At 34.6% G+C, this 25,058-nt stretch carries 23 protein-coding genes and 1 riboswitch; of the genes, 4 read left to right on the top strand and 19 right to left on the bottom strand.

The features are described from left to right. Positions 1-83: 83 nt before the first annotated feature. Entirely contained in the window at positions 84-1,034 is a 951-nt protein-coding gene (rsgA, locus tag QWY92_RS14865; protein WP_290272627.1) for a ribosome small subunit-dependent GTPase A, read from the bottom strand. An 83-nt stretch (positions 1,035-1,117) separates the two neighbouring features. On the opposite strand from rsgA, the gene QWY92_RS14860 reads away from it, so the two are divergent. Next, positions 1,118-1,567 (top strand): hypothetical protein, encoded by a 450-nt coding sequence (locus tag QWY92_RS14860; RefSeq protein WP_290272624.1) that lies wholly within the window; start codon positions 1,118-1,120, stop codon positions 1,565-1,567. Positions 1,568-1,644: 77 nt separating this feature from the next. Here the strand turns inward: QWY92_RS14860 and QWY92_RS14855 are convergent, their stop codons facing one another. The 4 genes from QWY92_RS14855 to QWY92_RS14840 form a co-directional block, all read right to left on the bottom strand. After that, on the bottom strand, positions 1,645-2,727 hold the full coding sequence (locus QWY92_RS14855) for a bifunctional 3-deoxy-7-phosphoheptulonate synthase/chorismate mutase type II (RefSeq protein WP_290272622.1): 1,083 nt from the start codon (positions 2,725-2,727) through the stop codon (positions 1,645-1,647). Between the two features lie 284 nt (positions 2,728-3,011). Continuing rightward, positions 3,012-3,863 carry a prephenate dehydrogenase gene (locus tag QWY92_RS14850; protein WP_290272620.1) on the bottom strand — a complete coding sequence of 284 codons (852 nt, stop codon included), beginning with the start codon at positions 3,861-3,863 and terminating at the stop codon, positions 3,012-3,014. A 104-nt stretch (positions 3,864-3,967) separates the two neighbouring features. Next, positions 3,968-5,113, bottom strand: coding sequence for a pyridoxal phosphate-dependent aminotransferase (locus QWY92_RS14845; RefSeq protein ID WP_290272618.1), 1,146 nt, complete (start codon positions 5,111-5,113; stop codon positions 3,968-3,970). Continuing rightward, positions 5,110-5,958, bottom strand: a complete 849-nt coding sequence (locus tag QWY92_RS14840) for a prephenate dehydratase (protein ID WP_377879002.1) — start codon at positions 5,956-5,958, stop codon at positions 5,110-5,112. The genes QWY92_RS14845 and QWY92_RS14840 overlap by 4 nt, the downstream gene beginning before the upstream one ends. A gap of 369 nt (positions 5,959-6,327) precedes the next feature. Here QWY92_RS14840 and gldA point away from each other — a divergent pair, with 369 nt between their 5' ends. From gldA to QWY92_RS14825, 3 genes are all read left to right on the top strand, one after another. Next, complete coding sequence (gene gldA, locus QWY92_RS14835) at positions 6,328-7,221, top strand: gliding motility-associated ABC transporter ATP-binding subunit GldA (protein ID WP_290272616.1); 894 nt, start codon at positions 6,328-6,330, stop codon at positions 7,219-7,221. A gap of 144 nt (positions 7,222-7,365) precedes the next feature. Next, on the top strand, positions 7,366-9,456 hold the full coding sequence (gene pta / locus QWY92_RS14830; protein ID WP_290272615.1) for a phosphate acetyltransferase: 2,091 nt from the start codon (positions 7,366-7,368) through the stop codon (positions 9,454-9,456). A gap of 3 nt (positions 9,457-9,459) precedes the next feature. After that, positions 9,460-10,647, top strand: a complete 1,188-nt coding sequence (locus QWY92_RS14825) for an acetate/propionate family kinase (RefSeq protein WP_290272613.1) — start codon at positions 9,460-9,462, stop codon at positions 10,645-10,647. Here QWY92_RS14825 and QWY92_RS14820 read toward each other — a convergent pair. The 14 genes from QWY92_RS14820 to QWY92_RS14755 form a co-directional block, all read right to left on the bottom strand. Next, on the bottom strand, positions 10,633-11,379 hold the full coding sequence (locus tag QWY92_RS14820) for a head GIN domain-containing protein (RefSeq protein ID WP_290272612.1): 747 nt from the start codon (positions 11,377-11,379) through the stop codon (positions 10,633-10,635). The genes QWY92_RS14825 and QWY92_RS14820 overlap by 15 nt on opposite strands. Beyond that, a complete protein-coding gene (locus QWY92_RS14815; RefSeq protein ID WP_290272610.1) occupies positions 11,376-12,479 on the bottom strand; it encodes an acyloxyacyl hydrolase in 1,104 nt (367 codons plus the stop codon). The genes QWY92_RS14820 and QWY92_RS14815 overlap by 4 nt, the downstream gene beginning before the upstream one ends. Positions 12,480-12,555: 76 nt before the next feature. Further along, entirely contained in the window at positions 12,556-13,512 is a 957-nt protein-coding gene (gene metF, locus QWY92_RS14810) for a methylenetetrahydrofolate reductase [NAD(P)H] (protein ID WP_290272609.1), read from the bottom strand. A 142-nt stretch (positions 13,513-13,654) separates the two neighbouring features. Beyond that, the gene (locus QWY92_RS14805; RefSeq protein ID WP_290272608.1) at positions 13,655-13,897 is read right to left on the bottom strand and encodes a hypothetical protein; all 243 of its coding nucleotides are present in this window, start codon (positions 13,895-13,897) and stop codon (positions 13,655-13,657) included. Position 13,898: 1 nt separating this feature from the next. Then, positions 13,899-16,574, bottom strand: a complete 2,676-nt coding sequence (gene metH, locus QWY92_RS14800) for a methionine synthase (RefSeq protein WP_290272607.1) — start codon at positions 16,572-16,574, stop codon at positions 13,899-13,901. Further along, on the bottom strand, positions 16,574-16,900 hold the full coding sequence (locus QWY92_RS14795) for an antibiotic biosynthesis monooxygenase family protein (protein ID WP_290272606.1): 327 nt from the start codon (positions 16,898-16,900) through the stop codon (positions 16,574-16,576). The genes metH and QWY92_RS14795 overlap by 1 nt, the downstream gene beginning before the upstream one ends. Beyond that, positions 16,900-17,253 (bottom strand): four helix bundle protein, encoded by a 354-nt coding sequence (locus QWY92_RS14790; protein WP_290272605.1) that lies wholly within the window; start codon positions 17,251-17,253, stop codon positions 16,900-16,902. The genes QWY92_RS14795 and QWY92_RS14790 overlap by 1 nt, the downstream gene beginning before the upstream one ends. A gap of 34 nt (positions 17,254-17,287) precedes the next feature. Then, positions 17,288-18,286: a homocysteine S-methyltransferase family protein gene (locus QWY92_RS14785; RefSeq protein WP_290272603.1), complete on the bottom strand. Its 999-nt coding sequence runs from the start codon at positions 18,284-18,286 to the stop codon at positions 17,288-17,290. 129 nt (positions 18,287-18,415) lie between these two features. Beyond that, positions 18,416-18,551, bottom strand: a riboswitch (SAM riboswitch). A 98-nt stretch (positions 18,552-18,649) separates the two neighbouring features. Beyond that, the gene (cysM, locus tag QWY92_RS14780; RefSeq protein WP_133966987.1) at positions 18,650-19,540 is read right to left on the bottom strand and encodes a cysteine synthase CysM; all 891 of its coding nucleotides are present in this window, start codon (positions 19,538-19,540) and stop codon (positions 18,650-18,652) included. Further along, positions 19,527-20,267: a serine O-acetyltransferase EpsC gene (gene epsC, locus QWY92_RS14775; protein WP_290272601.1), complete on the bottom strand. Its 741-nt coding sequence runs from the start codon at positions 20,265-20,267 to the stop codon at positions 19,527-19,529. Before epsC ends, cysM begins: the two co-directional genes overlap by 14 nt. A 186-nt stretch (positions 20,268-20,453) precedes the next feature. Beyond that, positions 20,454-21,509: an NAD(P)/FAD-dependent oxidoreductase gene (locus QWY92_RS14770; protein WP_290272600.1), complete on the bottom strand. Its 1,056-nt coding sequence runs from the start codon at positions 21,507-21,509 to the stop codon at positions 20,454-20,456. Between the two features lie 24 nt (positions 21,510-21,533). After that, positions 21,534-22,160, bottom strand: a complete 627-nt coding sequence (locus QWY92_RS14765; RefSeq protein ID WP_290272598.1) for a precorrin-2 dehydrogenase/sirohydrochlorin ferrochelatase family protein — start codon at positions 22,158-22,160, stop codon at positions 21,534-21,536. 1 nt (position 22,161) lies between these two features. Beyond that, positions 22,162-22,926, bottom strand: coding sequence for a uroporphyrinogen-III C-methyltransferase (cobA, locus tag QWY92_RS14760; protein WP_290272596.1), 765 nt, complete (start codon positions 22,924-22,926; stop codon positions 22,162-22,164). Positions 22,927-22,944: 18 nt separating this feature from the next. Continuing rightward, positions 22,945-25,035 carry a ferredoxin-like domain-containing protein gene (locus QWY92_RS14755; protein ID WP_290272595.1) on the bottom strand — a complete coding sequence of 697 codons (2,091 nt, stop codon included), beginning with the start codon at positions 25,033-25,035 and terminating at the stop codon, positions 22,945-22,947. Positions 25,036-25,058: the final 23 nt, after the last annotated feature.

Genomic DNA, 25,058 nt, shown 5'->3' with positions numbered 1-25,058 from the left:
AATACTAATTTATTTTTAACTTAAAACAGCCTCGTTGCGTGCTGAGAATTGTTTTACTGAACACCTATTTTTACTAAAGTCTGTTATTGGTTTTCCCATACATCGGTTCTATAATGCTCATCTTCACCTTCTACAATTTGTAAATAACTACGGTAACGCGAAAATTCTAAATCGCCTTTATCTAGAGCCTCTTTCACGGCACATTTAGGTTCTTTAATATGCAAGCAGTTATTAAATTTACAATCTTGTTTAAGTGCGAAAAATTCCGGAAAATAATCGCCAACTTCTTCTTTTTCCATATCTACAACTCCAAAACCTTTAATACCTGGCGTATCGATTATTTTAGCATCGAAGCTTAAATCGAACATTTCAGCAAAAGTAGTTGTATGTTGCCCTTGCATGTGTTGGGTAGAAATCGCTTTCGTTTTGATATTTAAAGTGGGTTCAATAGCGTTTACTAAAGTAGATTTACCAACCCCCGAATGCCCAGAAAACAAACTCACTTTCCCTGTCATTAAGGCTTTAACCTTATCTACATTTTTCCCGGTAACGGCAGAAACACCTATACACTCATAACCTATCTTTCGGTAAATATGCGCTAGGTATTTTACTTCGTTTAAGGTGTCTTCATCATAAGTATCAATTTTATTAAAAAGCAATACTGTTTTAATTGAATATGCATTTGCGGTTACTAAAAACCGATCGATAAAACTGGTTAATGTTGGCGGATTGTTAATGGTTATCATTAAGAAAACCTGATCAATATTTGCCGAAATAATATGCGTTTGTTTCGATAAATTAACCGACTTACGCACAATATAATTAAACCGGTCATGAATGTTATGGATAATGCCGGACTCCTGATTATTATCGGTTTCCAGTTCAAAATCTACAATATCTCCAACGGCAATCGGGTTAGTACTTTTAATGCCTTTTAATCGAAATTTTCCTTTAATACGGCATTCGTAAGTTTCGCCCAATGGGGTCTTTACCGTGTACCAACTTCCTGTAGATTTATAAACGCGTCCTGTCATAGTTTTCAAAAATAATCTAAATTAATTATTTAATCCACATCAAGAAACATATATTAATGGCTTAATTCAAAAACTCGTTTAATATGAAAAAGATTTTATTAGTATTATCCCTTTCAATATTCTGTCTACCTGAAGCCAACGCCCAAGTTGAATACAAAATCATAACAAGCGTAGAATCTATTATACCTAGTGGTATGGGGCGTTCAAGAATTATTAGCGCCAATGAAAATAAAGATTTTAAAGAATTCACTACAACACAAAGCGAAGAAGATAATTCGCGCAACAAATCTAAACGTAACGATATACGTGTAAAGGATTTTGACGAAACTAAGTTGTTAAATTTTTACAATATTGCAGGAATCAGGTTTCAAAACATCGCAGCTAATGATGCGGTCATTTCATCTAAAATAAACAGTATGGTTGCCGAAGGTTGGGAATTAGCCTTTGTAAATAGTGCCGTAGAAAGTGATGCCGGACAAAACGACAATCAGGGTATTTTTATTACACGCTATATTTTTAAAAGAACAAAATAACCCTTCAAACACATAAAAAAAGCCTCGAAACTACAAATAGTTCCGAGGCTTTTTAATTTTATTGAAACAGGTTTCAATTATCCGTTAATCACTTTTTCTTGGTGATTAATAGACTCTTGGTGTACTGCTTTAAACATTTTTAAGATAAATTCTTCACTTAAACCATGTTGCTCACCTTCTAAAACCATTTTACCTAAAATCTCATTCCAACGTTTAGATTGTAAAACAGCAACGTTCTTTTGTTTTTTAAGCGCTCCGATACTATCAGAAGTTTTCATTCTTTTTCCTAATAAATCAAGAATTTGATTGTCAACAATATCAATCTGAGCTCTTAAATTATCTAAAGAACTGTTATACTCTTCTTCAGTATTAGATTCTTTTCTAATTTTTAAGTCTCTCATTATTTGCACTAAAGTAGCTGGTGTTACTTGTTGCGCAGCATCACTCCATGCATTTTCTGGATCGTAATGCGTTTCAATCATTAAACCATCAAAGTTTAAATCTAAAGCTGTTTGAGATACATCAAAAATCATATCTCTTTTTCCTGTAATATGCGACGGATCGTTTATTAATGGAATATCTGGATATTTGTTTTGAAATTCAATAGCTAATTGCCATTCTGGCGTATTTCTATATTTTGTTTTTTCGTAAGTAGAAAAACCTCTATGGATTGCTCCAATATTTTTAACACCCGCTTTGTAAATTCTTTCAATACCACCTAACCATAAAGCTAAATCTGGATTTACTGGGTTTTTAATTAATACAGGTTTATCTGTACCTTGTAAAGCATCAGCAATTTCTTGCATAATAAAAGGAGATACTGTAGAACGTGCACCAATCCATAATAAATCGATATCATGCTCTAAAGCTAATTTTACGTGAGCCGCATTTGCTACTTCCGTACAAACTTTCATACCTGTTTCAGCCTTTACTTTTTGTAACCATTTTAAGCCTAATGCTCCAACACCTTCAAACATTCCTGGGCGCGTTCTTGGTTTCCAAATACCAGCTCTAAAATAGCTTACATCCGTATCTTTTAACTCGTGTGCAATTTTTAAAACTTGCTCTTCTGTTTCCGCACTGCAAGGTCCTGCTATTACTAATGGATGATCTAAGTTTAAATCATCTAACCAGGTTCTCATTTTTTTTGTGTTTTCCATTTTTACTTAATATTTAGCCGCTAAAGCTGTTTCATTTACTAATTATTTTTACTTCTTTTTATTATTCTCAATATGGGCGTTACCACAAGGGTCGGGCTTTACGTTTCAAGTCCTCGCACTTCCTTCGTCAGGCTGTGGGCTTTCCTCTGCAATCCCTAACGCGGTAGTTCGTTTTCTGTTTTTAGTCGCAGTCTCAGTAAACATCTAACCTTAACAACACTTCAACTTTTCAAACTACACTTTCAATCTATCTTCTATTCTCTCGACACTCTCTGCTCAAACACTTAAATTATGCCGTTCAAGATATCTTTAATATGGTTTGTATTTTCCATCTCATTATAAATGGCATCAAAATCGTCCTGTTCCATCAATTCCTTAAAGTGAGACAAGTTAGTTATATACTCCTCTAATGTTTCAATAACATTGGTTTTATTTTGTTTAAAAATCGGCGTCCACATGGCTGGCGAACTTTTTGCCAAACGCACCGTAGATGCAAATCCACTGCCCGCCATATCAAAAATATCACGTTCGTTTCTTTCCTTATCAATCACCGTTTTACCTAACATAAACGAACTAATATGTGATAAATGCGACACATAAGCAATGTGCTTATCGTGAGCTTCCGGATTCATATATCGAATGCGCATGCCAATATCACTAAACAATTTTAAAGCCTTTTCTTGTAGTTTGAACGTTGTTTTTTCAACCTCACAAACAATATTTGTTTTTCCTTGAAACAAACCACTAATTGCCGCATTTGGCCCAGAATGTTCTGTACCAGCAATAGGATGCATAGCTAGAAAATTACGACGCTTCGGATGGTTTTCAACCACCTTACAAATATCTACTTTCGTAGAACCTGCATCGACCACTAAGCCTGTTTCCGGAATTAAATCTAAAATGGTAGGCAACAATTTAACCGTAGCGTCCACAGGAATAGAAATAATAACCAAATCGGCATTTTTCAAATCCTCTAAAGTGGCTTTCTTATCAATTAAATTTAATGCCAAAGCTTGATCTAACGTGCTTTCCTTTCTACTAATACCATGAATAATCACATCTGGACGAAGTGCTTTGATATCCTTAGCAAGACTACCACCTATTAAACCAATACCTATTGAATATATATTTTTCATTTTTCTCCCCAACCTTTTCCTCTTGGAAAACGAACTGTTACGGGTTTTACTTTATTACTATCTCCTTTTTTATAACGCTTAAATTCTAAAATGCTATTCAACGATTAACTTACGCGCGCTATGGCTTCTTGTAAATCTTCCGTTTGTGCACATAATGAGAACCTAATATAACCTTCGCCTTGTGTACCAAAAATGGTTCCTGGCGTTAAGAATATACTTTTCTCTTTCAATATTAAATCAATATACTCTTCAGCTTTTACATGTGCAGGTAATTTAGCCCAAACAAAAAGTCCGGTTGCATTTTCATCATACGTACAATTTAAAGCTTCTGCTAATTTCCAAACTAAATCGCGACGTTCTTTATAAACGCTATTTAAGGTTGAAAACCACATGCTCGAACAGTTTAAAGCTTCAATAGCGCCTTTTTGTATGCCGTAAAACATACCAGAATCCATGTTGCTTTTTACTTTTAAAATATCGTTAATATACTTATTATCTCCAACAACCATCCCAACACGCCATCCGGCCATATTAAATGTTTTACTTAACGAATTAAGCTCCAAACACACATCTTTAGCGCCTTCAACATTTAAAATACTCGTTGGGTTGTCGTTTAAAACAAAACTATACGGGTTATCATTTACTATTAAAATATCATGCTTTTTAGCGAAAGCCACTAAATCTTCAAACAATGTTTCCGCAGGCTGCGTTCCTGTTGGCATATGCGGATAATTTACCCACATTAATTTCACTTTACTCAAATCTAACTGCTCTAAAGCCTTTAAATCGGGTTGCCAATTTGTATCTGCATCCAACTCGTAAAATACCGGTTTAGCTTCCAATAATTTGGTTACCGATTGATATGTTGGGTAACCAGGATTAGGAATTAAAACTTCGTCTCCTTTATTTAGATACGCCATTGAAATATGCATAATCCCTTCTTTACTTCCCATTAAAGGAAGTACCTCGGTATTCGGACTTAAATTAACATCGTAATGTGTTTTATAAAATCCAGAAATCGCTTTACGTAATTCTGGCAAACCCTGATAACTTTGATATTTATGTGCATTCGGACTTAACAATCCTGCCGTTAAAGCCTCCACTACTTTTTGTGGTGGTTGCATGTCAGGACTTCCTATTCCTAAATTAATTACAGGTTTTCCGCTTGCTATTAAAGCATTTACTTCTTTCAATTTTCTTGAGAAGTAGTATTCTTCAACACTATGCAATCTATCGGCTACTTCAATCATAATTTTGCATTTTTATATTCACCTAAAACTTTAAAATCGTCACCCATTATTTCTATTAATGATTTTGCTTTCTTAAAATTCGCATAATCGTCAAACGTTACATCAACAAAAAACGCGTATTTCCAAGGGGTTTCAATAATTGGAAGACTTTGTATTTTTGTTAAGTTCAACTTACAATCGCTCATTACATTTAAAATGGTCGCTAAGCTGCCTCGTTTATGGTTGGCTTCAAATTTTATAGACGCCTTATTAATTTCCGACTCTAAAAGATCAGTTTGTGTACGTTTTACAATTGCAAAACGCGTTTCATTATTTTTAATGGTTTGAATGCTTTTTGCTAAAACATTAAGCTCGAAAATTTCAGCAGCATAAGTACTAGCAATGGCCCCAACACCTTTTAGTTTTTTATTCTGAATACGTTCTGCCACTTCGGCCGTATCTTTATCTTCTATTAATTTTATATGCGGATAATCTCTAAAAAACTCTTTACACTGCAATAGTGCCATAGGATGAGAATATACCTCTTCGATATCCGAAATACTTTGGTTTGGCAACGCCATTAAGCTATGCTGAATATCTAAATAATGCTCGCCAACAACATGGAGATTATAATTATCGATTAATGCATAATTTGGAATAATAGATCCCGCAATCGAATTTTCTAGCGCCATAATTCCGGCATCACATGCTCCCGAAATTAAGGCGTCTACCACGCTATCGAATGATAAACAGTCGATAGTAGCCACAGGAGTTTCAAAAAATTGTTTTGACACAATATGATGATATGATCCTTTTATGCCCTGTATAGCTACCGTTTTTATCAATGTTTTATTTTTATTATTCATGTTCAACACCTGTTAAACAAAAAAAAGTCTCGATTTTCATCGAGACTCATATTAAATTTATAGTTTTAAATTATACATACAACGCCCCGCTCTTCTCGCTAAAAAAGAAATAAAACCAGTTGTTAAAATATGTAAAATATACTGTCATCGTAATAATTGAATGGCTAAAGTAATTAATTATTTAAGAAATCAAAACACTATAAAACTTTTTTTTAGTTTTACTATAAAATTTTATAGATTTTACATAAAACCCACCATATTAATGCGCTATATTAAACAATATCGCGTATACACTAAAACATCTTAAAAAAGTCTTTTGCTAATCATTTTAGCTTCAGAATCGTTATTTTTGAACAAACAATTAAAAACATGTCGATAGAAGTCGTAGGAATATCAAAGCTTTACGGAAAACAGAAAGCCTTAAATAATATTTCATTTAAAGTGAACAAACCTGAAATTGTAGGTTTTTTAGGCCCAAATGGCGCAGGAAAATCTACAATGATGAAAATTTTAACCACTTATATTCAACCTTCCGAAGGTACGGCACAAGTTAACGGCCACGATATTTCTGCCAAAACACAACAAGTACAACAAAGTGTAGGTTATTTACCCGAACATAACCCGTTGTATTTAGACCTCTACGTTAAAGAATATTTAAAATTTAATGCCGCTATATATAAGGTAGACAAAAACCGTATTGAAGATGTGATTGAAATTACGGGTTTAACACCTGAAAAGCATAAAAAAATAGGACAACTCTCTAAAGGATATCGCCAACGTGTTGGTTTGGCCAATGCCCTACTCCACGATCCGGAAGTTTTAATTTTAGACGAACCCACTACAGGTTTAGACCCCAACCAATTAGTCGAGGTCAGGAATTTAATTAAATCCATTGGAAAAACGAAAACCGTATTTTTGTCCACCCATATTATGCAAGAGGTTGAAGCCATGTGCGACCGGGTCATTATCATCAATAAAGGCGAAATTGTAGCCGATAAAAAACTTAATGATTTAAGAGACGAAAAAGAACAAACCGTTATTGTAGAATTTGACTTTAGGGTTGAAGATGCTTTTTTACTAAGATTACCAAAAGTAAAAAGTGTAAAAAACACTTATGGTTTTGTTTATGAAATTCTTTTTAAAACTTCAGAAGATATGCGTGCTCATGTTTTCGATTTCGCCCATGATAACGAATTGAAAATTCTTCAACTAAATCAGAAAAACGCGAGTTTAGAAACGCTTTTTAGAGATTTAACCACATAATTGTTTTATAAAATGCCAAAGCATGATAAAAATCAGCTTAAAGCACAAGCAAACCTAATAAATTTGTATACAAATAACATAACATCATTGATAATGCCTTAAAAACGCAATATCTTATATTAATAAAGGAACAAAAACGACACAATGAGTAAAGGAATATACGTAGCAACTATTGAAGCCAACAGCGGAAAATCTGTTGTAGTACTCGGTTTAATGCGCATGCTTTTAGGAAAAACAGCAAAGGTTGGGTATTTCAGACCTATTATTGAAGATCTTGAAGCTGGAGAAATGGATAACCATATTAACACGGTTATTTCACATTTTGAAATTGATATTAATTACAAAAACACTTACGCCTACACCAGAAACGAAGTGCTAGATTTATACAATCAAGGTAAATCTGGGGAAGTTATTGATCATATAATCAAAAAATATAAATACCTAGAATCCCGTTTCGATTTTGTTCTAGTTGAAGGCACCGATTTTTCGCATGAAAATTCTAGTCTAGAATTAGACATAAATATCTTAATTTCTAAAAACTTAGGTTTACCCGTTATTATAGTATCTCAAGGCGATAAAAAAGACATTAAATCTATTGTCGATTCTGTACAATTGGCATATGACACTTACAAGGAAGAGGTTGATGTACTTTCCATTATGACCAATAAAGTCGCCGTAGATCAAATTGATGTTTTAAAAGAAAAACTAAAAAAACGAATTAAAACGGATACTGATATTACGGTAATTCCGAAAATAAAAAGTTTAGCCAACCCAACCATTAAGGAAATTGTAAAAAACCTAAAAGGTACTATTCTGTTTGGTAAGGATATGATAAATAATCAATCCGAAAACTTTAGTGTTGGCGCCATGCAATTGCCAAATTATATCACGCATTTAAAAGATAATGCTTTAGTTATTACACCTGGCGATCGTGCCGATATTATTCTCGGTGCATTACAAGCGCATATTTCTAAAAACTACCCGAAAATATCTGGAATTGTGCTTACAGGTGGTTTAATCCCTGAGGAATCTATTTTAAAATTGATTGAAGGGCTTTCTAGTGTGGTCCCAATTATCAGTGTAAAAGGAGGTACATTCTCGGTAACCAATACCATCGGGAAAATAAAATCAAGAATCTACGCCGATAATATTGAAAAAATAGAAATATCTATCGCGACATTCGAGAAGCATGTGGACACCGATAAATTATCCAATGACTTAATTACATTTCAGTCGGATATTTTTACACCTCGCATGTTTCAATACAACTTATTGCAACGAGCTTTAAACAACAAAAAACACATTGTTTTACCCGAAGGTACCGATGAGCGTGTGCTGCGTGCTGCCGCTAGGTTAATAGATGCGCAAGTGGTAGAACTCACATTAATTGGAGACAAGGACACTATAAAAGAACAACTTATAAAACATGACATTCAACTCGATACTAAAAAACTAAACATTGTATCTCCAACTAAATCGCCTTATTTCGATGATTATGTAAACACCCTTTACGAGCTTAGAAAGCATAAAAATGTAAACCTAGAAATGGCTCGTGATATGATTGCCGATGTATCGTATTTTGGTACCATGATGATTTATAAAGGACATGCCGATGGTATGGTGTCTGGTGCAGCTCACACTACGCAACACACCCTGAGACCTGCACTTCAATTCATAAAAACAAAACCAGACGTTAATATTGTATCGTCAGTTTTCTTTATGTGTCTAGAAGATCGAATCTCCGTTTTTGGCGATTGCGCTATCAACCCAAACCCAAATGCGGAACAGTTGGCTGAAATTGCTATCTCATCAGCAGCTACAACAAAAAACTTCGGTATAGAACCTAAAGTCGCTATGCTGTCTTATTCTTCAGGGGCTTCTGGAAAAGGTGCCGATGTAGAAAAAGTACGTGCTGCTACAGAACTGGTTAAACAACTGGCTCCAAATATAAAAATTGAAGGCCCTATTCAATACGATGCTGCAGTAGATATGCGTATTGGAAAAAGTAAACTCCCCGATTCTGAAGTTGCTGGACGTGCTAGTGTTTTAATTTTCCCTGACTTAAACACAGGAAACAACACCTACAAAGCCGTACAAAGAGAAACCGGAGCTTTGGCCATTGGCCCTGTTTTACAAGGATTAAACAAACCGGTAAACGATTTAAGTCGTGGCTGTACTGCCGACGATATTTACAGTACCGTAATTATTACAGCCATTCAAGCACAAGATTTATAAAATATGCAAGTACTCGTTTTAAACTCAGGAAGTTCATCTATAAAATTTCAATTATTTTCAATGCCAGCCGAAACCATTTTATGTTCAGGCTTAATTGAACGTATTGGCATGGATGATGCTAAATTTATATACAAAACTGAAAAAGATGCCATAGAGCACATCACGGCTATTTACAACCACAAACAAGGATTAGAACTATTAGCCCATCAACTTTTAGATAATGAAACCGGCATTATTAAATCGGCCTCAGATATTGATATTGTTGGACATCGAGTGGTACAAGGTGGTGCTCGTTTTAAAGAAACTACCGAAATTACGCAATGGGCAAAAGATAACATTAAAGATCTTTTTAGCTTAGCTCCTCTGCATAATCCTGCAAATTTCGAAGGTATTGAAGTGGCAGAAGCTATTTTTCCTTCAGCTAAACAGGTGGCTGTTTTCGATACGGCATTTCACCAATCTATTCCCGAACATGCTTATAGATATGCTATTCCAAATAACCTTTTAACCGAACATAAAATTAGAATGTACGGTTTTCATGGTACCAGCCACAAATATGTATCAGAACAAGCCATTCATTATTTAGGCAAAAAAGAATCTAAAATCATATCCATTCACTTAGGAAACGGTTGCAGTATAACAGCTATTAAAAACGGAAAAGCTGTAGATCATTCTATGGGCTTAACACCTTTAGATGGTTTAATTATGGGAACACGAAGTGGTGACATCGACCCATCGGTTATTTTTCATTTAGCCAGCAAATTAAATTATTCCTTAAATGAAATTAACACACTTTTACAAAAGAAAAGCGGCATGCTAGGCTTAACAGGCTTTAGTGATTTAAGAGAAATAGAGATAGAGGCCGCCAAAGGCAATAGAGATTGTTTACTCGCTTTACAAATGAATACCTACCGTATTAAAAAATATATAGGAAGTTATGCTGCTATTTTAAACGGGTTAGACGCCATTGTTTTTACCGCTGGAATTGGAGAAAACTCGGAACTGATGCGCAGTATGGTTTGCACAGATTTAGATTTCCTTGGTATTGAAATAGATTCAGAAAAAAATAAAGAAAGATCTAAACATTTAAGAGCGATAAACACAGATCAATCTAAGGTGAAAATATTAATTATCCCAACCAACGAAGAATTAGAAATTGCTAAACAATCGGTTCAATTATTCGAAAATTAATCGCCCTTTATAAATTTCTTCCACAGTAACAGTATTTGGTTTATTAACCGAAATAACATCACCTATACCAGAAATTTTACCCGTAAGAGATTCTTGCGGGTTTACAACCATATCGTTAGAACTTCTGTTGGAAACATTTACGTTTTGCGCAACTAAATCGCGGCCTTCAAAACGTGATGTACCTGCCGCGAAAACCACATTCAAGTTTTGTGTTTTCCCCGAAATAAAAGCATTAGAAATATTATTAAAAACCACTCGGAAGTTTGTATTATCAACCTGTAGTTTGAAATTTCCGCTTGTAAAACTATCAGGCACGCCAAAATCTTCAGATAAAATCGTTAGACTCGGATATGTTAAAACACCATTAGAGCTCACGTCATATTGCGTAGAACTTCTAATTTCTATAATATTCGGAGACGTTATATACACTTTTGTAATGCCATAATCTCGAACATAGTTACATGTATTATTATCGGTTAAAACAAGTTGACCATTGGTAACAACCGCTTCAACATCGTTTATTAAATTGGCTCCAGTTTCAATAGTTACTTTTTGGGTATCACCCTCAGTGACAATTAATTCTACATCCCGATTTACTAATATTTTAGTAAACGGTTCTAAAGAAATTTCTTGTTCTATAATAGCCCCTGTTTTCTGAAAACAATCGCTAGCATTTTCACTATCACAAGCCAAAATCAAACTAAAAACGAGTATATAAAGTAGCTTTCTCATAATCTAACACCAATTCCAAATTCAACAGCCTCAGCCTTTGCTCCATGTGATTTCAAAGTCATTGCTCCAAACCATTTTCTATTTTTTCCTACGTAACGTTTCAACCCAATTCTTAAATAGGTACGTCCTTCAAAATCATAAGGATAATACACATAATACCCAAACTGCGTGAGTAAAGATGTTCTATTCAGAAATAATTCATGCCCAGCAAAAACACCAACACGTTTATAATCTTCGTCGCCTGTAATATCAAACTCTGGGAAAGCGACACTTCTGTAATAAATAAGTTCCTTTAAGAAATTAGAGAAAAACACATCAGCTCCAAACTGCAAAGCACTTTTACGATTAATACGTTTATCTGCATATGCCGAAAAAATATAAAACGGAAACTGTCCGCTACCTACCACATCACTCTCATTAATACCCGACCTAAACACCATATTATACTTTATGGGTTGCGTAAACTTTCGGTCGCTAGCACTTAATGTGTGTTGGTATTCCAGTTCCTCCTTATCAATATTATAAGTTAGTCCCACGTTTAACGCCAGCGTATTTGTACTCGCATTAGGCGCTTTAACATTGGCGTTAGAATAATGAATTAAAGACACCCCAGCCGTAAGTCCAAACCTATCAAAAAGGCGTTCTTTTTTAAAATTAAGCATCACCATGGTGCTACTCATCAACTTCGAACCGTAAGCTATATTTCTATAATTATCAACCTTATCGTACGGATTTTCGCTATACGCCAAACCTTGCCCAATACGAAACATCAGGTTTCTATTCAAAAAGTAAAAATTAAGATGCCCATATACCGAGGTCACTTCACCTAAAACATCGTTTTTCATGTTTTGGTATGCGTAAGTCAATCCATAATCGGGGTAATTAAAACGCTGTTCCCAGTTCTTAAAACCGTACGTTTTTTTGTTCCAACTTAAAAGATATCCCTCAGGGCGACCTTTAATTAAATGAAGAATATCGTTATTATGAAGCGCAATATTGCCCTTAAAATAACTTAAATCAAGGTAAGAGGTATGTGTTTTATCTTGCGAAAACGCACTACAAAAGATAATACAAAACAGGCAGGTATAAAGTAATTTCATTATTAAAATTCAGGGCGACAAATGTACTTAAATTTCAACAGAACATTAAAATTTAAGTACAATTCCTTAATTATCACTAAAATAATGCCGACGCAATCGCCTTAACATTATCACTTTTCCCCATGGAATAGTAGTGTAACACCGGTACGCCGGCCGCTTTTAATTCTTTAGACTGTTGTATGGCAAACTCAATCCCGACTTGCCTAACGGCCTTATTATCCTTACAGTCTTCAACAGCTTCAATTAAATTTTGAGGTAAATCAATTTTAAAAACCTGAGGTAAAATTTGTAAATGCCTTTTAACCGCAATAGGTTTAATACCCGGAATAATAGGCACTGTAATTCCAGCTTCTCTAGCCTTTTCTACAAACTCGAAATACTTATTATTATCAAAAAACATTTGCGTAACCACATAATCGGCACCCGCATCTACTTTTTCTTTTAAGCGACGTAAATCATTAATTAGCGACGGTGCTTCCATGTGTTTCTCTGGGTAACCCGCAACACCAATACAAAAATCAGAATTATGAGTCACCTTAAAATCATCGTGTAAATACTGACCTTTATTCAAATTCGAAATTTGCTTTACTAAATCGGCAGCAAAAGCATTCCCCCCCTTTACAGGTGTAAAATACGGCTCATCCTTCATCGAATCTCCACGCAAAGCCATTACATTATCCAAACCTAAATAATGGCAATCTACCAAAACATACTCCGTTTCTTCTTTTGTAAAACCACCACACAATAAATGCGGAATAGCATCTACCTGATACTTGTGCATAATAGACGCACAAATACCCACCGTACCAGGGCGCATACGTGTAATACGTTTATCCAACAAACCATTGCCTTTATCAATATACACGTACTCCTCACGAGATGTGGTTACATCAATAAATGGTGGATTAAACTCCATTAAAGGATCAATATTATTATATAAATCCTGAATATTTGTACCTTTTTTAGGTGGTATCACCTCAAAAGAAAATAATGTTTTTCCGTTGGCCTGTTTAATATGGTCTGTTACTTTCATTACTTATTTTTTGTCATCCTCACAAAGCGAGAATCTTATCAATATTTTAGTTTAATTTTTGGGCGTTACCACATGGGTCGCGCTTTTCACTATATCTTTTTTTGCCATAGGTGGCAGCAAAAAAAGGATGCCATTGCAATCGCTAACACGGGTTCACCAGCTTATTTTTTACCTCATCAAAAGTTTCTGCGTACGCCCAATAAATCCATCTTCCATCCAAATAATCCGTAAGAATATATTTTTCACTCAACGATTTTATTCGTGATACAGCAACCACTTTCTTCGAAAACCCCGCTACCTCAACATGTTCTAAAACCTCTTTATTATCGGCATCATAACCATGAGAAATCATGTGGCTTCCTAAACTTATCTCTATAAACGCCATACTATTGCTCTGCTAAAGTAGGATGCAACCATTTTCGAGCCGTTTTCTTATCAATGCCTTTACGTTCAGAATAATCAGTTAACTGATCGTCAGTAATTTTCCCCAAACCAAAATACTTCGCTTCCGGATTACCAAAATAATACCCCGAAACTGCAGCAGCTGGCCACATCGCTAAACTTTCCGTTAAGGTTACACCAATTAGTTTTTCAACCTCGAGCAATTCCCAAATGGTTTCCTTTTCTAAATGATCAGGACATGCAGGATATCCTGGTGCCGGACGAATACCTTTATAACTTTCCTTAATTAAATCGGTGTTACTTAAATCTTCATCGGCAGCATAACCCCAATGTGTTAATCTTATTTTTTTATGTAAATATTCAGCAAAAGCTTCAGCAAATCTATCAGCAATAGCCTGTGCCATAATACCATTATAATCGTCGTCCTTGGCTCTATAACTATCGGCTAATTCTTGAGCTCCAAAAATAGCAACACAGAACGCACCTATATAATCTGTTCTACCAGACTCTTTTGGAGCTATAAAATCAGACAAAGCATGATTTGGAATCCCTTCACGTTTTTTTAATTGCTGACGCAAGGTTCTAAAAATCGCGATTTCCTTTCCGTTTTTCTGAACCGAAATATCATCATCGTTAATAGTATTAGCTTCAAACAAACCAAAAACAGCTTTTGGCTTTAAAAGTTGCTTGGCAATAATTTCTTTAATCATCTCCTGAGCTTCAGCATACATAATAGTAGCTTGTTCTCCCACAACCTCATCGGTTAAAATATCAGGAAATTTCCCGTGTAAATCCCAACTTCTAAAAAACGGACTCCAATCTATAAACGGTTCTAGTTCTTTTAAACTTAACTGTTTTAAAATTTGAACACCTAATTCTCTTGGTTTAGAAATATTAGACGTTTCCCAGTCTATTTTATATTTTCTCTTACGTGCTTCTTCAATAGAAATATAAGATTTCTCTTTACCACGCTTTAAAAACTTGTTTCTAAAATCATCATAATCCGCTTTTAACTTAGCGACATAAGCATTGTTGGTTTTCTTATTTAATAAATCTCCAACCACGGTAACCGCACGAGATGCATCGTTAACATGCACCACCGCATTTTTATACTGTGTATCAATTTTTACAGCTGTATGCGCTTTAGATGTTGTTGCTCCACCAATAAGCAAAGGCACTTCAAAGTTTTGAAGTTGCATTTCTTTAGCTAAATACACCATTTCATCTAATGATGGTGTAATTAACCCTGATAAACCAATAGCATCAACACGTTCGCTGATGGCCATTTCTATAATTTTTTCAGGCGGTACCATAACCCCTAAATCTACAATTTCGTAGTTATTACAAGCCAAAACAACACTTACAATATTTTTACCAATATCGTGCACATCACCTTTTACGGTAGCCATTAATATTTTCCCAACAGGTTCTTGCTTGTCCCCTTTTTCTGCTTCAATAAACGGGTTTAAATAACCAACGGCTTTTTTCATTACACGCGCCGATTTTACCACCTGAGGTAAAAACATTTTACCTGCTCCGAATAAATCTCCAACCACATTCATCCCAATCATTAAATGACCTTCGATGACTTCAATAGGCTTAGCTGCTTCTTGCCTTGCTATTTCAACATCTTCAATAATAAAAGCATCAATACCTTTTACTAAAGCATGTGTAATACGCTCTTGTACCGGGTTTTCTCTCCAAGATAAATCGACACCTTTTTCAACTTTAGAGCCTTTTACAGTTTCTGCAAAGTCTAATAACCGTTCGGTAGCATCTTCTCTTCTGTCTAAAATAACATCTTCAACATGCTCTAATAAATCTTTTGGAATATCATCATAAATCTCTAAAAGTGCAGGATTTACAATACCCATATTCATACCCGCCTGAATGGCATAATATAAAAATACCGAGTGCATAGCTTCGCGAACACCGTTGTTTCCTCTAAAAGAAAACGATACGTTACTCACACCTCCACTGACACTTACATTTTCTAAATTCTCACGAACCCAACGCGTTGCTTCGATAAAATCGATAGCGTTTCTGCGGTGTTCGTCCATTCCAGTTGCTACCGGAAATATATTTAAATCGAAAATAATATCTTCTGAAGGAAACCCCACTTTATCAACTAAAACACGATACGAGCGTTCGGCAATTTCTATTCTTCGTTGGTAGGTATCTGCTTGTCCAACTTCATCAAAAGCCATAACAATAACTGCAGCACCGTAACGTTTAATTTGCTTGGCTTGCCAAATGAAATTCTCTTCACCTTCCTTTAAGGAAATAGAATTCACCACACACTTTCCTTGCACAACTTGCAAACCAGCATTGATAATTTCCCACTTAGAACTATCGATCATGATAGGCACACGGCAAATATCTGGTTCGGCAGCAATAAGGTTTAAAAAACGTACCATCGATGCTTTACCATCAATAAGTCCGTCGTCCATATTAATGTCGATAATTTGCGCTCCACCATCTACTTGGTGACGTGCAATATCCAAAGCTTCATCGAACTTCTCTTCATTAATTAATCGTAAAAACTTACGAGACCCCGCTACATTAGTACGTTCTCCTACATTTATAAAATTGGTGTTTTCGCTTAGAACTAAAGGTTCTAAACCAGACAATTTCATGTATTTAGTTTGCTTTATTTTCATTATCTATAATGTTCTACTGTTGGAAAAGGTTCGTAAAATGAATGTAACAACGTTTTCCATTCTTGATATTCTTGTGATTTACGGAAACCAATTTCATGATCTTCAATGGTTTCCCAATGCACTAATAATATATATTTATCATCTTGCTCAACACACTTTTTTAAATCGTGTGAGATATAGCCTTTCATTGAAGAAATGATTTTCTGAGCGATTTTAAATGTATTTTCAAAATCACTTGATAATCCTTTCTTAATATTTAATATGGCTACTTCAAGAATTCTTTTTTGGTTCTTAGTTCTTAGTTTTTGGTTATTAGTTTGCATCATTATAATTTTTTATAATAATTAATAAAACCGTTTAACAATTTTTTATTTAAAATCACTTTCTCTAAAATGTCTTTTAAATCATCTTCCGAAATATATTCTAAATCAAAAGATAAATATAATTGGGTTTCTACTTCTTGTAAAGAACCTTTTGCTATATACAGAAAATGTATCGTTTCTTTATTGGATTGTCTTCCACAACCTTCCGCTATATTTGAAGGAACAGAAACAGCACATCTCCTTATTTGATTTGTTAAACCATACAATTCTTCTTTTGGAAAACATTTGGTTAATTGATAAACCAACTGAACCAATTCCCTTGAATTTTTCCAAACATCTAAATCTGTATAATTCATTTTCTAACTATCTATTTCTACTAATAACTACCAACTAAAAACTATTAACTATTCTAGGCTTATACTTGGCTGCAAGATTTGCTATAACACGAATATGCTCCGGACTAGTACCACAACAACCACCTATAATATTTATTAAATTACGTTTTAAATATTCTTCTATTTGTTCTCCCATTTCTTCAGGACTTTCGTCGTACTCACCAAAAGCATTTGGTAATCCGGCATTAGGATGCGCTGATATAGCAAAATCTGTTTTAGAAGCAATAGTCTCTAAGTGAGGTTGCAATAAATTAGCCCCTAAAGCACAGTTAAACCCTACTGAAAGTAATGGAATATGAGATACTGAAATTAAGAAAGCTTCAGCTGTTTGGCCTGATAATGTTCGTCCTGAAGCATCGGTAATAGTACCACTTAACATAATTGGCATATCGATACCACGCTCGTCTTTTACTTCTTCTATAGCAAACAATGCAGCTTTGGCGTTTAAGGTATCAAATACGGTTTCAACTAAAAGTAAATCTACACCACCATCAATAAGCGCTTCTACTTGTTGTTTGTATGCAATACGTAACTCATCGAAAGTAATAGCTCTGTATCCTGGGTCGTTAACATCGGGAGACATACTTGCTGTACGGTTTGTTGGCCCTATTGAACCAGCTACAAAACGAGGTTTGTGTGGCTCTTTTGCAGTAAATTCATCGGCAACTTCTTTTGCTATTTTTGCAGACTCGTAGTTTAGCTCGTAAACCAAATCTTCCATTTGGTAATCTGCCATAGCAATTGTAGTTCCAGAAAAGGTATTGGTTTCTACAATATCGGCACCTACGGCAAAATACTTACCATGTATGGTTTTTATAGCTTCGGGCTGGGTAAGCGATAGTAAATCGTTATTTCCCTGTAAAGGTGTTGGATAATCTTTAAAGCGTTCGCCTCTAAAATCTTCTTCTTGAAATTTGTAAGCTTGTAGCATCGTACCCATGGCACCATCTAAAACCAAAATTCGCTCTTTTAATGCTTCTCTGATATTCGACATGTTTTCTTTTCTTTTTACGCTTTAGATTATTTTCGTTTACAGCAATTAAAGATACTGATGAACGAAAAACTTAGCTAAAACGCCGTATTCTATTATAAGTTTTATCAAGAAAAGTTAAAGAAACACTTTTCGTTATCTGTCTAATAATTTTAAAAATTACTAAGTAGAATGTAGCACCTTCTTTAATTCCTTGATAGTTATCTTGGTTCTTAAAGGGTTGCCAAGGTTTCAACGGGTCTATTCCCTCTGCCTTTCTTGATAACACAATTACATTTATGAACTGTTACCACCATTGTGGATTTGCTCCTGCAAAAATAACAACTATATTGCTGTTATCCTTGTGATATTGCGAAAATTATTAGACTATTCAAATAGACTAGACGACAAATAACGATCGCCACGGTCGCAAATAATAGCAACTACAACTCCGCTTTCTAAAGACTCTGCAATTTGCAACGCACAGAAAACAGAACCACCACTACTCATACCTGCAAAAACGCCTTCTTCTTTTGCTAAACGTTGTGTTATATTTTTAGCATCTTCTTCCGTTACATCTATAACGACATCTACTTTTGAACGATCAAAAAACTTAGGTACATACTCTGGAGACCATTTTCTGATCCCAGGTATTTTTGCACCATCAGCCGGTTGCGCTCCAACTATTGTAATATTCGGATTTTTTTCTTTAAGAAATGTAGAGGTTCCCATAATGGTTCCTGTTGTTCCCATAGTGGCAACAAAATGTGTTATTTCTCCTTCTGTATCTCTCCATATTTCCGGACCTGTTGTTTTATAATGCGCTTTCCAGTTATCATCATTTTCAAACTGATTTAAAACGGTGTACCCTTTTTCATCACGTAATTTAAAAGCAACATCTCTAGAACCTTCAATACCAATATCTGCCGGTGTTAAAATAACTTCAGCACCATAAGCACGCATGGTTTTAACACGTTCTACTGTAGAATTTTCAGGCATAATTAATACCATATTCAAACCTAAAAGTTGTGCTATAAAAGCTAAAGCAATTCCGGTGTTTCCACTAGTTGCTTCAACTAAAGTGCCTCCTTTTTTAATATCGCCACGTTTTAAAGCTTCAGAAATCATATTGAAAGCTGCGCGATCTTTTACACTTCCGCCAGGATTATTTCCTTCTAACTTCAAAAATAAACGCACACCTTCTTTATTAATTAAATGCGTTGCTTCAACTAAAGGTGTATTTCCTATTTCGTCTAATATTGTTTTACCGTATGCCATTTTTCTTCGGTCTAATTTTAATTTCTGTTTGATATGTTACTAATGAATCTTCGGGTACCGATTGGGTAATCCAAACATTAGCTCCAATAATACTATTTTTACCAATTACAATATCGCCTCCTAAAATGGTTGCGTTGGCGTAAATGGTAACATTATCATCTATAGTTGGGTGTCTTTTAGTAGAAGCTAAGTCTTTTGAAACTTGAATACCACCTAAAGTAACTCCTTGATATATTTTTACTTGTTCTCCAATTATAGAAGTTTCACCAATTACAATTCCTGTACCGTGATCGATATAAAACGATTCGCCAATAGTAGCACCCGGATGAATATCGATACCTGTAATACCGTGAATATATTCACTCATCATTCTAGGCAAAATATAAACACCCAATTTATAAAGTGCATGACTTAATCTATAGATTGAAATAGCGTGAAAACCAGGATAAGCCATGTAAATTTCGGCTAAACAATGCGATGCAGGATCGTTATTTTCAAAAGCAATAGCATCTAAATCTAATTTTCTTCTAATTTCTGGAAGTTCTGTTTTAAAGGTTTCCCATATATTTTCACCGTTTTCAATTTCTAATTTATCTAGAATTTGTAAAAATGTTTTCTCTAAATATTCGGCGTGTTCTACTTCGTGATCACAATCGAACAAAGAATAAAACACTTTTTTAGTAAAGGCTTTAACTGTGTCTTTTAAACAAACATTATAACTTTTCATTGTTTTGCTAAATCTGTAAAACCATTATAATTAATGGCGTTTTTTCTCAGTTTATAAAAATAAAACTAATCCTTTTAAAAAGCTCATTTTTTTAAACATTAAATCCTACAAAGTATTAAAAAAACCTTGTAGGATTGAATGCTTTATTTGATAATACTTGGACCAAAAATATGGCCAAAATCATTATTAATTAATAGCTTGAACTACGGCTTTAGGAGCTTCTTTACGAGTTCCATCAAAACCATCCACACCAGAAACTGTAGTGTATTTTAAAACATTTTTCTTTCCTGGATGTATAATTTTATATGCCGCCTGACACATAATAGTTGCTTCATGGAAACCACAAAGTATTAATTTTAATTTACCTGGGTAAAAATTACCATCTCCAATTGCAAATATACCTGGAATATTAGTTTGATAATCTAAGGCGTTATTTACTTTTACTGCATTTTTTTCAATCTCTAATCCCCAATTTGCAATAGGTCCTAATTTAGGTGAAAGCCCAAATAAAGGAATAAAATGATCGGTTTCTAAAGTAAAAGGTTCTTCGTCCTTTTTAGTTATTTCTATCGCTTCAACTTTACCATCACCTAAGATATCGGTAACTTCTGCAGGTGTAATAAGGTTTATTTTTCCAGCATCTTTTAGTTCTTGAACTTTTTCAACTGAATCTAAATGGCCTCTAAATTCATTACGTCTATGTATTAAAGTAACACTTTCTGCTATGTCGGCTAAAAATATAGACCAATCTAATGCAGAATCTCCACCACCAGCAATGATCACTTTTTTATCACGATACACTTCTGGTTCTTTAATCATATACTCAACACCTTTATCTTCAAACTTCGAAAGGTTTTCAAGTTGTGGCTTTCTAGGCTCAAAACTACCTAAACCACTAGCAATAGCAACCACTGGTGCTTGGTGTTTTGTTCCTTTATTTGTAGTTACAATAAAAGTACCATCTTCTTGCTTTTCAACAGTATCGGCGCGTTCTCCTAAAGTAAAACCAGGTTCAAATTGTTTTGCCTGTTCTAATAAATTTTTAGTTAAATCTCCAGCTAAAATCTCTGGAAATCCAGGAATATCATAAATTGGTTTTTTAGGATACAATTCTGAACACTGCCCACCAGGCTGTGGTAACGCGTCAATTAAATGACATTTCAATTTTAATAATCCAGCTTCGAATACTGTAAATAAACCTGTTGGCCCCGCGCCAATTATTAGTATATCTGTTTTAATCATTTTTACTATGCTTTATATATAATTTTACTCTTTTTTTTCTATTAGTCCTTTTGTGAATTCGTTTAACGTTTCCACTTTTTGTTCAAAATCACCTTTAATAGTTTTTCTAAACTCGTTTAAATTTTTAACTAAATCGTCTACGTTTTCAGGAATAACATCCTCAAAAAATTGACGCAAACGTTTTGCTGTGGTAGGTGATTTTCCGTTAGTAGAAATCGCCACTTTCACATTTCCTTTAGTTACAATACCACCCATATAAAAATCGCAATACGGCGGATTATCGGCAACGTTAACTAATTTAGATTCTGCTCTACAGTCTTTCCAAACTTGAACATTTACTTCCGGTATATCTGTCGTAGCAACCACCATATGCTTGCCAATAATATACTTTTTTTTATAACTATCTTCAACTAATGTTACACAACCTGTTTTTGCAAGTTTTATAGTGCCTTCGCGAAACATTGGAGACACCATTGTAACATGAGCATCTGGACTCGATTTTAATAAGAAGGTTAATTTTTCTTCAGCAACATGTCCGCCACCAACAATAAGTACATTTAAACTTTTTGTTTTTAAAAAAATAGGATATAAATTATTCCTTTCCTTTTCTACTAAACTCGACGTCTTTATTTTATCCGCTTCATCTAGCATATTACTTATTTTTATTAACCGTTTCTAAAACCGATGATAATACAGCACGTTCCTTTACCACATCGCCAATAACAATAATAGCAGGGTTTGCTAATTGTTTTTCTGCCACTATACTTTCAATTGAACTTATAGTACCAATGCCTACGTTTTCATTATCTCTAGTACCATTTTGAATAATAGCGACTGCAACATCCTGTTTATTTTCTTCTGAAAAAATGCGAACAATTTCACTCAATTTCCCCATCCCCATTAAAATAACAACTGTTGCCGAAGATTTTGCAGCCAAAGCCACATCGCCAGATAACTGATGTTTTTTAGTGGTTCCAGTAATAACCCAGAAACTCTCTGAAGATCCTCGTTTTGTTAACGGAATACCTTGATAAGCTGGCACGGCCATGGATGAAGAAATACCAGGAACAACATAAGTTTCTAATCCAAATTGTCTCACATAATCAATCTCTTCGGCACCTCGACCAAAAATAAAAGGATCGCCGCCTTTTAAGCGTACCACATACCCTTTCTCTTTAGCTTTAGATACAATAAGATCGTTTATTTGATCTTGCTGAAAAGCATAACACCCTCTACGTTTACCTACAAAAATAAGTTCGGCATCTGCCGCAGCATATTTTAGTAAAGCCTCATTAATAAGTGCATCGTAAAGTATCACATCTGCAGACTCGATGGCCTTAATGGCTTTAAGAGTAATTAAATCTTCGTCTCCTGGACCTGCACCTACTATGGTTAATATTGGGGTTTTCGAACTCATTGTTACTTTTTAGTATCCTTATGCTTTCGCTTGCTCTGCTTCTCTGTAAGCTCTTACAGCAGCTAAAAACTTATCGGCATTTGTAATATAGCTTAATGCAAAATCTTTAGTTGGTGCATTTTTATTGATTTCGTAAATTAATTCTGAAAATGATGTTCCTAAATCAATTTTACCACCTTCAACAAAAAGCTCATCAAACTGAGAAACAATTCCAGCGTGCGTATTTGTCTTTTTATTTTCAGCTAATAATAACGCTTTCGCGGAATTAACTAGCGATTGGTAAGCGTAATATATAGCGCTAGAATATACCTCATCTTCAAAAGAAGCTTTAGCATTTTCTATTTTCTCTTCACTTTCAAAGAATAATGTTGCAATTAAATCGATAACAACACCAGCACATTCTCCAATTCCAATTTCTTTAACGTATTTTTCTTCTTCTCCCCAATCGATAAAATCGTCTTGAGTTAAGTTAGTTACATCTTGTAAATCGTTTAATAAATCATAAAAATAACGTTCTCCTGTTACTTTATAATAATCTACGAATGATTTTCCATTAGCATTTCCTTCAAAATCGTTTAAAATTCGACGTAATGCTTCCGGACCTCTTTTACTTGGTACTTTTACTACTTTATCAGCAAAAAGTGCATTTCCATTTCCTAAATTCCCACCACCTAATAAAACTTGTAACGCAGGCGCTACTAATTTTTCAGGTGTTCTAACCGTCATTCCTTGGAAACCAATGTTTGCCATATTGTGTTGACCACAAGCATTCATACAACCACTAATTTTAATTACAAGATCTTCATTTTGTAAATATTGTGGATACTCTGCCGTAATCATACGTTCTAATTCTACCGAAATACCGGTACTACTTGCGATACCTAAATTACAAGTATCTGTACCTGGACAAGCCGTAATATCTACAGCCTTATTATATCCAGCTTCTACAAAACCTAATTTTTCTAATTCTTGATAAAAATACGGTACTAAATCTTCTTTTACAAAAGGAATTACAATGTTTTGACGTAAAGTTAAACGTACCTCACCCGCAGCATAGTTATCAATTAAATTAGCTAATAAACGTGCCTTATCTGTATAAAAATCGCCCAATAAAACTTTAACACCAATAGCAACGTACCCTTCTTGTTTTTGAGGGATAAGGTTAGTCGATTTCCATAAATCGAACGCTGCTTGATCTTTAATTTCAACTTGTGGTGCTTCAACAGAAACCGGTTGTGATGCTACATAAGCATCAGCATCAATAGCTACTGTTTTAAATTCAATCGCTTTTTGTTCTTCATCAATCAACCCTTTAAAAGCCTCTAATCCAATATCCTTTAAAAGGAATTTCATACGTGCTTTAGCTCTACTTTTACGTTCACCGTAACGATCAAAAACTCTTAAAACCCCTTCCATTACTGGAATAATTTTATCTGAAGGTAAAAAGCTATAAAGTTCTTCGGCATGGCGAGGTTGAGAACCTAATCCACCAGCAACCATCACTTTAAAACCACGAACACCGTTTTCTACTTTAGCAATAAAACCAATATCATGTAAATACGATAATCCCGTATCTTCATCTGTATTAGAGAAAGACACTTTAAATTTACGTCCCATTTCTTGACAAATTGGGTTACGTAAAAAGAATTTAAAAATCGCATCTGCATAAGGAGATACATCAAAAAGTTCGTTAACATCAATACCAGCAGTTTCCGAAGCCGTTACGTTTCTTACCACGTTTCCGCAGGCCTCACGTACAGTAACCTCATCTTTTTCAAGTTCAGCCCAAAGTTCTGGCGTTCTTTGTAAATCTACATAGTGAATTTGGATATCTTGACGGGTTGTAATGTGTAAACGACCACGAGAATATTCATCTGAAACATCAGCAATTCTACGTAATTGGTTACTTTTCATTTTTCCATAGGGGATCTTGATACGAATCATTTGAACCCCTTCTTGACGTTGGCCGTAAACGCCACGAGCCAAACGAAGACTTCTAAATTTTTCTTCATCAATTTTACCATTGTTAAATAGCTCAATTTTATTGGCTAATTCAATGATATCCTTTTGTACTATTGGATTTTCTATTTCTGTTTCAAAACTTTGCATGATATACCTGACCTTTTTCTTAT

The organism is Algibacter miyuki (assembly GCF_030409805.1).
Lineage (GTDB): Bacteria > Bacteroidota > Bacteroidia > Flavobacteriales > Flavobacteriaceae > Algibacter > Algibacter miyuki.
The sequence above is the reverse complement of the archived record's forward strand: the minus strand, read 5'-3'. Positions and strand labels throughout refer to the sequence as shown.

What these genes read in the sequence shown, in the direction of transcription:
- pta (WP_290272615.1), top strand. Translation starts at nt 7,366, where the DNA reads ATGAGTAAAGGAATATACGTAGCAACTATTGAAGCCAACAGCGGAAAA.
- rsgA (WP_290272627.1), bottom strand. Translation starts at nt 1,034, where the DNA reads ATGACAGGACGCGTTTATAAATCTACAGGAAGTTGGTACACGGTAAAG.
- QWY92_RS14765 (WP_290272598.1), bottom strand. Translation starts at nt 22,160, where the DNA reads ATGCTAGATGAAGCGGATAAAATAAAGACGTCGAGTTTAGTAGAAAAG.
- QWY92_RS14855 (WP_290272622.1), bottom strand. Translation starts at nt 2,727, where the DNA reads ATGGAAAACACAAAAAAAATGAGAACCTGGTTAGATGATTTAAACTTA.
- QWY92_RS14805 (WP_290272608.1), bottom strand. Translation starts at nt 13,897, where the DNA reads ATGGCGTTTATAGAGATAAGTTTAGGAAGCCACATGATTTCTCATGGT.
- QWY92_RS14795 (WP_290272606.1), bottom strand. Translation starts at nt 16,900, where the DNA reads ATGATGCAAACTAATAACCAAAAACTAAGAACTAAGAACCAAAAAAGA.
- metF (WP_290272609.1), bottom strand. Translation starts at nt 13,512, where the DNA reads ATGAAAGTAACAGACCATATTAAACAGGCCAACGGAAAAACATTATTT.
- QWY92_RS14790 (WP_290272605.1), bottom strand. Translation starts at nt 17,253, where the DNA reads ATGAATTATACAGATTTAGATGTTTGGAAAAATTCAAGGGAATTGGTT.
- gldA (WP_290272616.1), top strand. Translation starts at nt 6,328, where the DNA reads ATGTCGATAGAAGTCGTAGGAATATCAAAGCTTTACGGAAAACAGAAA.
- QWY92_RS14825 (WP_290272613.1), top strand. Translation starts at nt 9,460, where the DNA reads ATGCAAGTACTCGTTTTAAACTCAGGAAGTTCATCTATAAAATTTCAA.
- QWY92_RS14785 (WP_290272603.1), bottom strand. Translation starts at nt 18,286, where the DNA reads ATGTCGAATATCAGAGAAGCATTAAAAGAGCGAATTTTGGTTTTAGAT.
- epsC (WP_290272601.1), bottom strand. Translation starts at nt 20,267, where the DNA reads ATGAAAAGTTATAATGTTTGTTTAAAAGACACAGTTAAAGCCTTTACT.
- QWY92_RS14850 (WP_290272620.1), bottom strand. Translation starts at nt 3,863, where the DNA reads ATGAAAAATATATATTCAATAGGTATTGGTTTAATAGGTGGTAGTCTT.
- cobA (WP_290272596.1), bottom strand. Translation starts at nt 22,926, where the DNA reads ATGAGTTCGAAAACCCCAATATTAACCATAGTAGGTGCAGGTCCAGGA.
- cysM (WP_133966987.1), bottom strand. Translation starts at nt 19,540, where the DNA reads ATGGCATACGGTAAAACAATATTAGACGAAATAGGAAATACACCTTTA.
- QWY92_RS14815 (WP_290272610.1), bottom strand. Translation starts at nt 12,479, where the DNA reads ATGAAATTACTTTATACCTGCCTGTTTTGTATTATCTTTTGTAGTGCG.
- QWY92_RS14755 (WP_290272595.1), bottom strand. Translation starts at nt 25,035, where the DNA reads ATGCAAAGTTTTGAAACAGAAATAGAAAATCCAATAGTACAAAAGGAT.
- QWY92_RS14820 (WP_290272612.1), bottom strand. Translation starts at nt 11,379, where the DNA reads ATGAGAAAGCTACTTTATATACTCGTTTTTAGTTTGATTTTGGCTTGT.
- QWY92_RS14770 (WP_290272600.1), bottom strand. Translation starts at nt 21,509, where the DNA reads ATGATTAAAACAGATATACTAATAATTGGCGCGGGGCCAACAGGTTTA.
- QWY92_RS14860 (WP_290272624.1), top strand. Translation starts at nt 1,118, where the DNA reads ATGAAAAAGATTTTATTAGTATTATCCCTTTCAATATTCTGTCTACCT.
- QWY92_RS14845 (WP_290272618.1), bottom strand. Translation starts at nt 5,113, where the DNA reads ATGATTGAAGTAGCCGATAGATTGCATAGTGTTGAAGAATACTACTTC.
- metH (WP_290272607.1), bottom strand. Translation starts at nt 16,574, where the DNA reads ATGAAAATAAAGCAAACTAAATACATGAAATTGTCTGGTTTAGAACCT.
- QWY92_RS14840 (WP_377879002.1), bottom strand. Translation starts at nt 5,958, where the DNA reads ATGAATAATAAAAATAAAACATTGATAAAAACGGTAGCTATACAGGGC.